The sequence below is a fragment of the Paenibacillus sp. LS1 genome (assembly GCF_026013365.1).
Taxonomy (GTDB): Bacteria; Bacillota; Bacilli; order Paenibacillales; family Paenibacillaceae; genus Paenibacillus.
The window spans coordinates 130,868-144,456 of record NZ_JAPDOE010000006.1 but is presented as its reverse complement, the minus strand read 5'-3'; the positions used below and the strand labels follow the sequence as shown (position 1 = coordinate 144,456).

The following is a 13,589-nucleotide window of genomic DNA, read 5'->3' as shown; positions in this document are numbered from 1 at the left end:
TAAATGGTATCTTCCATGGATCAAGCAGGCGCGCCAACAGGCAATCTCAGATGACAAAAAGAATAAGCCGAAATGATCATCTGTCCTGTTGAAAAAGGGCCGCGACGTGGTTCCGTCGCGACCCTTGATCTGAGGGTTCGGTACATATGTACCCGAACCCTCTCATAATGTGCCATGCCCATCACTGTGGCATGGCATGGTGCCTGCGCAATTGCGGCTACATCGCCGCTTGCGCCGACAGCTTTACCGTCCGCGACGTGAATCGCGACGGTCGCCCTTCGCCGGTCCGCGTCCTGCGGATTCCGGACGGCGGGAACCTTCGCCGCTGCGCCCGGAGCTGCGCTTGTCGGCGCTACGGCCAGCCCAGCCGCTGCTAGCTGCACCGCGTCCGCCTTGGCCCGCTGCACCGCGACTGCTGTCGCTGCTGCGTGCGGAACCACGACCTGCGCTGCGCTCGTCGCCACTGCGACCTGCACCGCGTCCACCTTGACCCGCTGCACCACGACTGCTGTCGCTGCTGCGGCTACCGCTACGACCACCACTGCGTCCGCCTTCACTGCGGCCACCTTCGCCACCGCGGGAACCACGACCCCCACGTCCGCCATCTCTGCGATCGTTACGGCCTGCACCGCGACGGGCACTGCCAGTTCCGGAAGAGCGTCCGCCTGAACGTTCGTCATCTCCTTGACTGTTGATGGAACGTCTAGCTGCTCCAGTTGAAGCAATTGGACCTTCGCTTGTCCACTGGATACGAGACAGCTTCTGGTCGATCCCTTGTTCAATACGTGCAAGTTCCGGTCTGTCGTGCTCTGTTGCAAACGTTACAGCAAGACCTGTACCGCCCGCACGGCCCGTACGACCAATCCGGTGAATATAACTTTCCGCATCATGCGGCATATCGTAGTTAAATACATGCGTAACACCTTCAACATCAAGTCCACGTGCAGCTACATCTGTAGCAACCAGCACTTGCAGTTTGGCATCGCGGAACGCTTTCATTACGTTCTCACGCTTGGATTGGGACAGGTCTCCATGAAGTTCATCACTTGCATAACCTGCTTCACGCAGATCTTGGTTCAGCTTGGATGCACGACGCTTGGTCCGGCAGAAAATGATCGCCAAGTATGGGCGATACGTATCAATCATGCCGCGAAGCGCTTCAAGCTTGCCGCGATCCGTACATTCCAATACTTGCTGGCGAATTTGTTTGATCGGAATAACAGATTGAGAAGATACCTTCACATCTTCCGGATCTTTCATGTAGGTCTTCGCCAGGTTGCGAATGCCCTTTGGCATCGTTGCTGAGAACAGCATTGTCTGACGTTTGTGTGGTAGCTCGCTAAGAATCGTCTCCACATCGTCCAGGAAGCCCATGTGCAACATTTGGTCGGCTTCATCCAACACCAGTTTTTTCACATTATCCAGCTTCAACGTGCCACGGCGCAGGTGATCCAGCAGACGACCCGGTGTACCAATAACGATCTGGGTACCGTTCTGCAATTTACGCAGTTGCTTGTCCACATCCTGCCCGCCGTATACGGCAAGCACGTGCAGTTTATCGTCGTTAGCAGTAAGCTTCTTCGCTTCTTCCGTAATTTGCAGCGCAAGCTCACGCGTAGGCGCGATAATCAGCGCTTGTGGCGAACGGTCGGATACGTTAATTTTCTGAATAATCGGCAGCAAAAAAGCCAGCGTTTTCCCTGTGCCTGTCTGTGCCTCAGCGATAATATCACGTCCACCCAGCAGTACCGGAATCGAACGCTCCTGTACCGGAGTCGGCACGGCGATGCCCTGATGTTTCAGGATCTCGCACCATTCCGGGCGAATGCCCAGTTGTTCAAAGTTTGCCAATCGTTACACCTCTGTATATTCATTTAGATAAGTCCATTTCATAATGACCTTAGTATCAGTATCTGCCATCAAGACTAGTTTTCCTTATATCAATCATGATTATGAAATGAATTTTTTAAAAAGCAATCCACTCGTTGCTCTTCTTCTCCATACCCTGTAGTTTACACGTTAGTCAAGCAAAACAAAAGGGGATACAGCGTTACACCCCCAACTTGTAGCACAAAATCCCAAGATCAGTGTGACTTGTATCGACCAAGTGAGTTTGAGGATGGTTTTTGAGAGTAAATATTGGAGCTTCTCTGAGAATGATGATGAGTGGGGCAAGCTAAGTTGTTAGCTCGAAGTACGATTTTGACTCTGTGAGTGGGATTGAGGATTTGACTGTACGTGGTCAGGCGGAGGTTATAACGGGTTACACTGTCTAATAGTGCTCCTTGAGAAAGATGTAATGGATCGTTATGTTCATAACCCAAGATAGTTTTAGTGATATCGTTGAGATTGAAATAGCTGCTATGATTTTATAAATTGTTGTGAAGGTCATCCTAAAAAATGATCAAAAGGAAGCTATTTTGCAAAAGTTTCAGGAATTGAAAGGTACCTTACATAACTCTGTACATTGAGATCAGGATTCAAGATTTCTCGCGGTTCGAAAATAGCTCTAACGATGCAATTCCCACGTACCACTAATTCTAACGAATCCAGCACACCCTATTACGCCAATTAAAACCGTTTGAATTTTCTAACGAACTCCAGTCACCTTATTACTCGGAAATACCCGCGAAACGGCATCAGTATAGGTGGAATCAGCAAAATAAGATGTCTGAGATTCGTTAAAATAACGAAAACATGAAATAACCCCATATAAGACGTGCCAGGTTCGTTAGAATTTACACATAGGGAAGGACACAAGCATCAACACAGTAATATCAGCTAGAGAAAGAACAACATTTACTAGAACCAGAACATCAACTACAAATACAACTTCTACTAGAACTACCACTACCACCATTAGAACTACTACTTCTTCTTCGTTCTTTTTCTTTTCTCTTCTTCGCTGTACACACCACATTCTCTAATAAAAACAACGACGCCCTCTCCCCGATTTACATTGGGAAAAAGTGCGCCGCTGATTAAAAAGTATCTTTATATGTTGTCTTCCTCATAGGGCTGTCACATGTCTGCTTAACACTACTTTAAGAAAGTAGCCTTCATAACTTCATTGCTTGTTTAAATCCTTAACTCCAGAATTACTAAACCGTTCATTTTTCACCTTGTCTGCGTAACTACGTTTCGACATTGCACCTTTTTACAACAACCTTCGTCCAACCAAGTTACGAACCGTGCCCTCCGGCTGTGGCAAATCCACTTCGTTCAAGAATGCGAGTGCTCTCTTCGTTCAACCCGCGCAGGTGCACGGTTTTGCCTAGCTTCGCGTATTTGAACTTCACTTTGCCAATAGCCACAACCGCGGTATTGTCCCAGATATGTGACCCTCCAAAATCAATCGTGATCTCCTTCGGATCAGCTTCCACATCAAACTCATCCACGAAGCGGGACGAAGAACCGAAGAAGAATGGTCCGTGAACCCGGTATACTTTCTGCCCTTGTTCCTGGCTCGCCTGTACGCGGATCTTGGTCTGTTTCCAGCCAAAATGCAGCACACTGAGCATAACGCCGACCATGACCCCGATCGACAGATCATGGGTATAGACCACAATCGCCACCGTCACGATCATGACAAAGGCTTCCGCTCGCGGCACGCGAGCAATATTTTTGATAGAACTCCAGTCGAATGTCCCGATGCACACCATAAACATTACACCGACGAGCGCACCCATCGGTACCTGTTTCACCACACCGCTAAACAGCAACAACAGGATCGCGAGAAACGCACCCGCAGTAAACGTAGATAATCTTCCACGTCCGCCAGACTTCACATTAATGACCGACTGCCCGATCATCGCACAGCCGCCCATGCCGCCAAACAAACCGTTCACGAAATTTGCGATACCCTGACCACGAACCTCACGGTTTTTGCTGCTCTTCGTCTCGGTCATTTCATCCACGATGGTTGCCGTCAGCAGAGATTCCAGCAATCCAACCAGTGCCATGGTGAATGAGTAAGGCAGCAGAATCATCAGCGTGTCCCAAGTCCATGCAATATTCGGCAAGTGGAACATCGGCAGAGTACTCGTTATATTTCCCATGTCACCGACTGTCCTTACATCGAGATGAAACACCAAAGTAATAATCGTCATCACGATGATTGCAATCAGTGGAGCTGGAACACCTTTGAAAAATCGTGGCAAAATATAGACGATCGCCAGCGTGCCCGCTACCATCGCATACATGATCCAGTTCGCTCCCGTGAAGTGGGTTAACTGCGCCATAAAGATCAGGATAGCCAGTGCATTCACGAATCCGGTCAGTACCGAATGAGGCACAAACGTAATAAACCGTCCAACCTTAAATATGCCCAGTAGAAACTGGATAATGCCCGTCAATATCGTCGCTGCAAAAAGATATTCCACGCCATAATCCTTGACGAGTCCAACCATCAGTACCGCCATCGCACCTGTTGCCGCCGAGATCATGCCTGGTCTTCCACCAGCAATCGAGATCACAATCGCAATCGTAATCGAAGCGTACAATCCGACCATCGGATCGACACCAGCAATGATGGAGAACGCAATGGCTTCCGGAATTAACGCCAGCGCTACCGTAATGCCTGCCAGCACGTCTCCGCGAATGTTGCCAAACCATTGTTGTTTTAAAGTATTCATATGTTCTTAGCCGTTCCTCCTACGTGTATTCCTCATATTGGACAATCCTGCTGAAGAGTAACTGAAGCCGTCCACACTAACCAACTATCCAGGACAGCACAAAACAACGGACTCCTCTCCGCATGATCTGCCTATGCTCTTGCCTGAGTTGCATCATTCTTCACCATCCATATAGCCTTGACGGGTTAATGAGCGCTCACGTCGTTTCCGTTCCAGTGTGTACCGCTAGCATTCCATTGCTGCCTCAGTTGACTTACTCGTGCGACAACAGGAGCTGATCCTGAAGCCAATAGGTTTTCCCCTCTCAGAAAAACCGGGTCCGTTAATGTACTGACCTATTATTATAGTCACTGGACTGGATATGTACTAATACAATTAAGGCGAAAAAACTAAACCTTATCTCCTATTATCTTAATCTTTCTATAATTTACTCACCCATGCTCTATTCAAAAACAAATAATCTCACTGCTGCAAAAGGTTTCGCCACCCAGATGATCCGGATCTTTGGCGCTTCACATATTTCTGCATTGGTATCTAGGCTCTAGTTTCTGGTCTGCCTGCCTCTCCTGATCCAATACGGTAGCAGATAGAACATAGCGACAATGCCCGTGGCTATCAGACTGACCCAAATCGCATTTAGGGTTAGGGTCTGTGTCACCAGATAATATGCAAGAATCCCGGTTAAAAACGTTAGAACAAGGTTACTGACCATCTTTTTCAAAGTACCCCACCCTTTCATCTCTATAGAGTTATGCAAAATAATACAAAAATAACCCGCAAAGATCCTTTGATAAAAGTCTCTTTACGGGTTTTGTTGTTGTTATGCTAGAATCTTCCTGATTTGAATATTGAATAGAGCAGGAAAGCCACCATCAGAATCGCTACCAGGAAACCAATCTCAATGACCGGAATATCCCACAGCATTGTGGATTGATGACTAATCGACGAACCGATAATCAATCCCACCATGATGATACAAAAGGCGAGTAACACGATACTAAAGGACAGTCGATTACTAATCTGGTCCATTCTACGCATGAGTGCATCCAGTTCGGGGACACTGATCTCCAGCCTCAGCTTGCCTTTGCTAATAATGGATGATAACTGTCTTAACTGTCCTGGCAGACCGATGACACTTTCGGCCATATCAGCCGCACTGCGGAACAACCGATTCTTGATTCTTCCGGCGCTAAAACGTTCCTTGATCAGTTTCCGTCCAAAAGGCTCGGCCATATCTACAATACTCAGGGAAGGATCAAGATGTTCGATCACTCCTTCCATCGTCAGCAACGATTTACCGAGCAGCAGAATATCCGCAGGCATGACAACCCGGTGCCTCTGGGCTACGCCGAACAAGTCATTTAACGCCTGACCCACACTAATCTTGGAAAAGGGAATATCGTAATATTTGCTACGCAACTTGTCCAAATCCACATGAAGCCCACGCAAATCCATGTCATCTGGCATCATGCCGAGTTTCTCAATTGCCCGGATCATACTGTCTGTATCTTTGCGCATTAACCCAATAATAAGCGAAGCGAGTTGTTGTTTCATCTCATCGCTCAGACTGCCCACCATACCGAAGTCTATAAAAGCAAGACGGCCATCCTTTAGTACCATCAGATTGCCCGGATGTGGGTCAGCGTGAAAGAATCCCTGGATAAAGATCTGGTTCAATAAGGAATCCACCAGCCGCTCCGCAATGTTATTCAGATCATGGCCTCGTCTGACCAACTCTTCACGATCATTAAGTTTGATACCTTCGATATATTCCATCGTGAGCACACGAGACGAAGTCTGATCCCAGTAAATGGTCGGGATTTTGACCTTGTTGTCCTGTTGATATTGCTGTGCAATCTTTTCCGTATTGCGTCCTTCGACCGTATAATCCAGCTCAGCCATCAATGCCTGAGCATATTCTTCTACCATTTGCGGAATCTGATATTGCTTCACCCAGTCCCAGCGCTTCTCCGCCATCGCTGTCAGCTCACGCAAAATATCCAGGTCACGCTGCACAATACGCGATATGCCCGGCCGCTGAATCTTGATGGCTACCGACTCACCGCTTTGAAGTTTGCCCAGATGCACCTGTCCAATGCTGGCCGCAGCTACAGGGGTATCCTCGAACCGGGAAAAGATCTCCTCCAGCGGTGTATCCAATTCCTGTTCCAAAATACCCCGTGCCGTCTCGGAAGAGAACGGTGGGACCTGATCCTGCAACTTCACCAGCTCGCGAATGACAGACTCAGGCAATAGATCTGCCCTTGTGCTTGCGAGTTGCCCCAGCTTAACGAAAGCTGGCCCCAGCTCCTGCAGCACAAGCCTGATGCGTTCACTCAACGTTTTGGTGGTGTGTGCTTCACGCGACATCCACCGTCTGGGCAGAGCCAGCAACTGGAACAAGCCCAGCTCCTCGACCATATAACCGAAGCCATGACGCACGAGCGCCATGGCAATTTCACGGTATCTGCCGACATGTTTGATTCGCACTGCCATCTACTCGATCTCGTTTCCTTTGAGAGGAGGAGGAACTTCAAGCGGAGCCGGGGATTCATCAGGTTGAAGCTGTGGTGAGTGGCCCAGTTCGGCAAGTTTTTTCTCCAGGACGGCAACGCGCTGTTCCAGACTGGTTACATCACTTTCGGATGCCACACCAGCTTCCTGAAGCACTCGTTTAACCTGTTCCTGAATCACCCGTTTGAGCTGACCTTGCTCTTCATCGCCCCGTTCCAGCAGGCGTTCAACCAAAGCTTTGGATTCACCGGGCGCAAGTTCCCCGCGCTTGACCAAATCATCCACGGTTTTCTCAATTTTCTCTTTGCTTACGACAGTAAGACCAAGCCCTAACGAGATCGCCTTTTTGAACAAATCGCTCATTTTTGTCATCCTCCTCTTCGTTGATCTCTATATTATACCCCTTATACTCCACATGCAAAAATGTCCGTTCGATTAGACGTAACGTGCAGCCCATTTGCCTGCTTGCAGGAGTAATTTACGGTACGTCTCGTGTGCAAAAGACGGCACATGGTGACCCGGCATAAGATAAACAATCCGGCCAACACCATATCGATGCGCCCAAACCGCGGGCTTCGGTCCTTCTTCAGACTGATATTCCAGCAATATCTTCGTTTCGGCAAAAGAACCAAACTCGAACTGGTATGCTTCTTCCTCCATCGTAAAACTGGTAATGCCCTCCGTCACCGGATGGTTTTCCTCCGTTACGGTGAATTCAAGCGGTGCGTAAGCTGGATGATGCAGGAACTTGGCACCGATCATCTGTTTGAGTTCATAACGATTTTGGAGCGAAATGCCGTTATGTATAATGACCAGTCCACCCCCATTACTCACATAAGACAACAAACCTGCTGTCTGCTGTGGAGAGACTTTACCCTTCCAATCGTCCATGTATGAGATACATACATCAAACCCGGTTATATTTTCTTGCAGTAGCATATTCCGATTCTCACTGCACTGCACAGTCATAGTATCATGGAAAATTCGGCTAATCTCCGCATCCACCCCCTGAAGCGGGTGCCAATCCGGATGTGTATAATCGCCAAGTAGTAATGCTTTTTTACGATGATCCATTCAATCAATCTCCTTTCTTGTTCACCTCACTGTATAAACCAACTACCAGGGAAGCGTGTCTCCCTTGTAGTCCACATATGCGGGCTGATCTCCTTTAAATTGTTCATGGCGGTCGATAAGTACAGCGATATGCTGTGCAGATTGCTCGGGCGTGAGATCCGCAGAAGCATCCAATTCTCCCCGCATATAACTCTGTACCCAACCAGGATGCACAAGCATCACTTGTCCGCCTTCATCCTTCAGACCATTGTGCACAAGACGGGCCTGCATGTTCAAAGCAGCTTTGGACATACAATAGGCATACCAGCCATCCCGACTGCATTGCTCTATACTTCCAGCCTCGGAAGAGATATCAACAATCAGCTTGGTCTGCCCTTGAAGAAGGAGGGGCAACAAGGAATGAGTCACACGCAGTGTACCTAAGGTGTTCACATTAAATACTTCAGCCATCTCCGCCATATTCAACGGCCCGCGGATATGATCCGTAATACTTCCTAGTATAGCCGCATTATTGATCAGCATATCCAGATGATTCGTATCCAGCTTCAATGTCTCTGTGAACAGAGCTACCGACAGGTCGTCCGCGATATCCAATTCGATCGCACGCAAATGGTCGGGATACCCTTCTGCAAGCACACGAATCCCCTCGGTATCTTCCACGTCCAGACCCGCCGCATACACGAGATAACCTCTCTTGAGCATCTGTGCCGTCAAAGCCAATCCCAAACCCCGTGCAGCTCCAGTTACACATACGGTTCTCATCACGATGTCCCTCCCTCGCATAATGATTCTGTCTTTAACTCATTCCACATATTCATCTGAAAACCTTTAATTAAGAATGGGGATCGCTAACTTCACGACCAAAGTCTCAGGAGGTAAAAGCGAGATTAGAGCCAATTTGCTTATTGAATTCAGCTATCTATTTGAGCTATAAATAGCTGCTATAATCCCTGCATATATCGCTCCTGCCGATAGGCTAGACAATGCTCCACCCATCTTCGAGCGGCTGCCGGGTAAGAGCCCAGATGAACGTGTGTATACCCCGCCACAATGTTGCCTGCCGCATACCCTTCTTGCTTCAGGCCACGCAACCCCTTGGTCTCATATGCATAAGGGATTGTTTCTTCTTCACGATAGGTCATCGTGGAATAATGAAATTCATGACCACGAAGCACCTCACCCTTTTTCAGCAAAAAGCAATCCTGAACGCTACTCGCTTCACGATAGCCAAGCGCAGCGCGCTTCTTCTGCATCTGCACCTGTGCGGGGATAATACCCGCCATATCGAAGGTGACGCCCTCACGGTCGGTCAATGTTTCCCCGAGCACCATGTAACCACCACACTCGGCAAATAAAGGCATGTTGGATTGTGCCGCCTGTCGAATTCCTTCCAAGAACCCTTGGTTACCGGCAATCTCCGCTGCAAACTCCTCTGGAAACCCGCCGCCCAAATAGACGCTATCTACATCTGTTGGAATACCTTCACCAGCGAGCGGACTGAAGTAATGTAATCGAGCCCCGGCCGCTTCGAGCAATTCCAGATTATCGGGATAATAGAAATTAAATGCCGCATCGCGCGCAACGGCAATGACAGGCTGTACCGCATATGATACATGTCGATTATTATCGTTGATCGCTGAATTGGAAAGTGAATCGTAATTTGGGCCTGATTCAGCATTAGCAGGATCAGTGCGGGCAATAGTCGCAGGACTCACTTCTACTTCTTCATTCAAAGGTGGGGCGCTTGCTGCCAGCTCCAGCAGAAGATCCAGATCGGTACCTTCCATCAACACATCGGCAGCCCGCTGAAATAATGGTTCCAATTCACCGCGCTCGATGGCAGGCACCAGTCCCAAATGTCTCTCTGGGATGGACATGTCTTCGTCCCGCTTCAGCCAGCCGACCACCGGAATGCCGCACATCTGCTCAATGGCTTTTTTCACAATCGTATAGTGCCCCGCACTTCCACACCGGTTGACGATCACTCCGGCAATATTTAATTCGGGCTCCAGCTGTTGAAAACCAAGAACAATCGCGGCCGCACTGCGAGCCATGCTGCGTACATCCACGACCAGGATCACAGGGGTCTGCGTGACCAGAGCAATCTCTGCAGTCGAGCCTGTATTGCTGAGCGGATCTTTGCCATCGTAGAGGCCCATAACGCCTTCGATAATGGAAATATCATGTCCCGCCGATGCTTTCTCGAACGTATGCTTCACGTATTCAGGCGATGTCATCCATGCATCCAGATTACGGGACGGTCTGCCCGTAACAGCGGTATGGTATGTCGGATCAATATAATCAGGGCCGCATTTGAACCCTTGTACATTCAATCCACGCTCAGCGAGTGCTCTCATCAGCCCCAGGGTTACTGTCGTTTTCCCTGCACCACTTCCGGTGCCTGCAATGATTAGTCGGGGTCTGGCGTTACGATCTGAAATGTTCATTGTCATTTCCACCTTTTCTTCGGTATAACAAAACCGCATCATAATAGCGATGCGGTTAAGATTAATGCATACTCTTTATTCATGAAATGAATGTTTACACTATACGTAGAGGACAGAAAAAACCTGAAGAAGCAACGCCAAAAGCTTTCAGAAAGAAAGCTACATCGGAAATATACGCTTATCACCGGATTTTGCCCTTTGAAAAGGGAATCAAAAAAAATCGGGGATAACAGCGATCAGAAGGGTGTTCTGTCATCGCAGTGCTATTGTGTAAAGTAGATTAACTTCATGCATATCTCTACTCAAATGAAACCCGGGCAACGGAGATCGTCAGATTGCCGCTCTTTTTCTTCTCAAGCAGCCAATGATCGGCTCCCGAGGAGAGCAACGCCGCAGGTTCACTTACGCCATATGCTCCGGTATATTTGAACACCGTCTCCGAAGGATTCGCAAGCTTCACCGTATTCAGCTCCGCAGGGGTGTAGGTCACCAGCTCCCAGCCGTATTTGGCGCAGAGGGCCAACAGGCCCTCTTCATCTTTTTTCAGATCAATCGTGGCAATGTTGCGCACGCTCTTCACGGAGAGGGATAACTCCTCCAAGGTGGCGAGGACTTCCTGCTCTAATTCCTCTACAGATGTACCGCGATTGCACCCCATACCGAGCACGAGGCTTTTCGGGCGATACAGTACGCCATTGGTGAGAAAACGTTCCTCTTCTTCTGCTGAAAGCAGGCGGTCACTGACGACCAGCGCAGCGTTGAACGGGAATGATGCCGTTTCCTCCAGGCTGCTGAAGACACGGATATGATCTGGCACAGGTTTGTTATATTTCCACCAGTTCCGCTCCCCCGTCTCCTGAATGAGAGCTACAGGCTCTTCGTTTACAACAGCCGCACTGACAGGTGTTGCTTTGTCGAAGCTGTCCACGATCCAACCCAACTCCCGGCCGAACATGTCCACCGGAATGGTGCCTTGCACGTCTGAAGCCGTTGTGATCACTGCACGTGCGCCGAGTACTTCAGCGACCTGACGTGTCAACTCATTGGCACCGCCTAGATGACCAGACAGCACACTGATCACATTTTCGCCGCGGTCATCAATGACCAGCACGGCCGGATCGACTTTTTTGTCCACCAGAATCGGAGCAATCATACGCACAACCGCACCCAAAGAGATGAATAGAATAATGCCGTTATATCGCTTGAACAAGTCAGGTAAAATCAGCTTCACCGAACCTTCGAACAGCTCATAACCTAACTGTTCTTCATCTCCACGGGCAAACTTGCTCATATAATAGACATCAGTGCCCTGGAACTGCCCCGCCAGATTACGCACCATCTCCACACCATGTTTCGTAATGGCAACAGCTGCAAATGGATTACTCACCGGACTTCACTCCCTTGCGATAGCCATGGGTGAAGGATTTGTCGTACAGCTTGGAACGGTGGGCATCCCGGTTCACGAGATCGGGGTCAAGCGCCCAGCCTGCCAGAATCATCGCATGCATTGTAATGCCTGCGGCACGCAGATCCGCTGCCAGATTAGAAAGTGTGGTCCGTACAATCTTTTGATCAGGCCATGTTGCCCGCTGCACGACTGCTACCGGTGTATCTTCGCTCCAGCCTGCGGCAAGGAATTCAACGACGACTTTTTTCGCCAAAGTCGCACTCAGGAAGAGCGCCACCGTACAGTGATGGGATGCGAGATCACGCAGCTTCTCCCGTTCAGGTACAGGGGTACGTCCTTCTGCACGCGTCAGAATTACGGTCTGCGTCAGTTCTGGTACGGTAAGTTCAGCCCCTAATGCAGCTGCCGAAGCAAAGACCGAACTCACACCCGGAATGATCTCATATTCCACACCCTGCTGTTTCAGCAGTACCATTTGTTCCAGAATTGCGCCATACATCGCCGGATCACCAGTATGTACACGAGCTACGCTGCGCCCCGCACGAGTCGCTTCACACATCAGCTCGACCTGACGTTCCAGATCCATGCCTGAGCTTTGCAGCACTTCTGCTTCAGGCTTCGCAGTTGCAATCAGTTCGTCATTCACAAGGGAATCCGTGTACAGCACCAGATCCGCAGTTCTCAAAATGTTGGAACCTTTCACCGTAATCAGTTCCGGGTCACCCGGGCCGGCGCCTACGATATAGACTTTTGCTTCCAATATCTTCATTTGCTCACCACCATCAGGCTTAGATATTCCAGCTCCTGCCCTTTCAGTTCACGGGCATCACGCCAGACGAGTTCATATGGAGAAGTGACTTTGGTAACAACCGAAGCTTTGCCGCCGAGTCCCATCTCGTCCAGCAATTCAAGCATTGGGTCAAGCACCTTTGCCACTTTGATAAATACAATCGTATCGTGATGCTCAATCGCCTGCCGCATCGCTTCTTTATCTGCCGTAGCCGGAATAATGCCCACCTGTTCGTCTCCGTCTGCCAGATGGATATCCAGTGCTGCCGCTGCACCGAGTACAGAAGAGATACCTGGAATCGAACTAATGGGCACTTCAGGATGCAACTCTCTCATTAACCGTGCCAGATGAATAAATGTGCTGTACAGGTTTGGGTCCCCCTCGGTTACAAAGGCAACATCCTTGCCTTCTTTGAGCGCACCCCAGCATGCTTCAACGGTCTTGCCCCACTCGCGTTCGAGCACAACCGGATCCTTCGTCATCGGGAAAATCAGTCCGAGCATCTCTTTCTCTTCCGGGTTCACATACAGTTCTACGATCTCGTGGGCGTACGATTTACCGCCTTTGCGCTTCTTCGGGTAAGCGACCACGGGACATTCCCGGATCATCCGGTACGCCTTCACGGTAATCAGCTCCGGGTCACCCGGCCCGACACCCACGCCATACAGCGTACCTACTGCTGCCGTACTCATGTTGTTTTCCCCCTTGTCCTGTCCTTGAAA

10 protein-coding genes are annotated in these 13,589 nt (G+C 49.4%); all 10 read right to left on the bottom strand.

Annotation, left to right across the window (positions count from 1 at the left end; all coding sequences use genetic code 11):
- Window positions 1–243: 243 nt before the first annotated feature.
- Entirely contained in the window at window positions 244–1,851 is a 1,608-nt protein-coding gene (locus OM416_RS21160) for a DEAD/DEAH box helicase (RefSeq protein ID WP_264932721.1), read from the bottom strand.
- A 1,331-nt stretch (window positions 1,852–3,182) separates the two neighbouring features.
- A complete protein-coding gene (locus OM416_RS21155) occupies window positions 3,183–4,634 on the bottom strand; it encodes a SulP family inorganic anion transporter (protein ID WP_264932719.1) in 1,452 nt (483 codons plus the stop codon).
- An 825-nt stretch (window positions 4,635–5,459) separates the two neighbouring features.
- Window positions 5,460–7,130: an ABC1 kinase family protein gene (locus OM416_RS21150; protein ID WP_074092594.1), complete on the bottom strand. Its 1,671-nt coding sequence runs from the start codon at window positions 7,128–7,130 to the stop codon at window positions 5,460–5,462.
- Window positions 7,131–7,511 carry a phasin family protein gene (locus tag OM416_RS21145; RefSeq protein ID WP_062836874.1) on the bottom strand — a complete coding sequence of 127 codons (381 nt, stop codon included), beginning with the start codon at window positions 7,509–7,511 and terminating at the stop codon, window positions 7,131–7,133.
- A 72-nt stretch (window positions 7,512–7,583) separates the two neighbouring features.
- Window positions 7,584–8,222 carry a ThuA domain-containing protein gene (locus OM416_RS21140; RefSeq protein WP_062836873.1) on the bottom strand — a complete coding sequence of 213 codons (639 nt, stop codon included), beginning with the start codon at window positions 8,220–8,222 and terminating at the stop codon, window positions 7,584–7,586.
- Between the two features lie 42 nt (window positions 8,223–8,264).
- On the bottom strand, window positions 8,265–8,984 hold the full coding sequence (locus OM416_RS21135) for an SDR family oxidoreductase (protein ID WP_264932717.1): 720 nt from the start codon (window positions 8,982–8,984) through the stop codon (window positions 8,265–8,267).
- Between the two features lie 179 nt (window positions 8,985–9,163).
- Window positions 9,164–10,669: a cobyrinate a,c-diamide synthase gene (locus OM416_RS21130; RefSeq protein ID WP_264932716.1), complete on the bottom strand. Its 1,506-nt coding sequence runs from the start codon at window positions 10,667–10,669 to the stop codon at window positions 9,164–9,166.
- Between the two features lie 298 nt (window positions 10,670–10,967).
- On the bottom strand, window positions 10,968–12,056 hold the full coding sequence (locus tag OM416_RS21125; protein WP_264932715.1) for a cobalt-precorrin 5A hydrolase: 1,089 nt from the start codon (window positions 12,054–12,056) through the stop codon (window positions 10,968–10,970).
- A complete protein-coding gene (gene cobM / locus OM416_RS21120; protein WP_264932714.1) occupies window positions 12,049–12,846 on the bottom strand; it encodes a precorrin-4 C(11)-methyltransferase in 798 nt (265 codons plus the stop codon). Before cobM ends, OM416_RS21125 begins: the two co-directional genes overlap by 8 nt.
- A complete protein-coding gene (gene cobI, locus OM416_RS21115) occupies window positions 12,843–13,559 on the bottom strand; it encodes a precorrin-2 C(20)-methyltransferase (RefSeq protein ID WP_145324591.1) in 717 nt (238 codons plus the stop codon). The genes cobM and cobI overlap by 4 nt, the downstream gene beginning before the upstream one ends.
- Between the last annotated feature and the right edge of the window lie 30 nt (window positions 13,560–13,589).

Coding starts and splice junctions, on each gene's coding strand:
- OM416_RS21155 (WP_264932719.1), bottom strand. CDS start 4,634: ATGAATACTTTAAAACAACAATGGTTTGGCAACATTCGCGGAGACGTG.
- cobM (WP_264932714.1), bottom strand. CDS start 12,846: ATGAAGATATTGGAAGCAAAAGTCTATATCGTAGGCGCCGGCCCGGGT.
- cobI (WP_145324591.1), bottom strand. CDS start 13,559: ATGAGTACGGCAGCAGTAGGTACGCTGTATGGCGTGGGTGTCGGGCCG.
- OM416_RS21140 (WP_062836873.1), bottom strand. CDS start 8,222: ATGGATCATCGTAAAAAAGCATTACTACTTGGCGATTATACACATCCG.
- OM416_RS21135 (WP_264932717.1), bottom strand. CDS start 8,984: ATGAGAACCGTATGTGTAACTGGAGCTGCACGGGGTTTGGGATTGGCT.
- OM416_RS21150 (WP_074092594.1), bottom strand. CDS start 7,130: ATGGCAGTGCGAATCAAACATGTCGGCAGATACCGTGAAATTGCCATG.
- OM416_RS21130 (WP_264932716.1), bottom strand. CDS start 10,669: ATGAACATTTCAGATCGTAACGCCAGACCCCGACTAATCATTGCAGGC.
- OM416_RS21145 (WP_062836874.1), bottom strand. CDS start 7,511: ATGAGCGATTTGTTCAAAAAGGCGATCTCGTTAGGGCTTGGTCTTACT.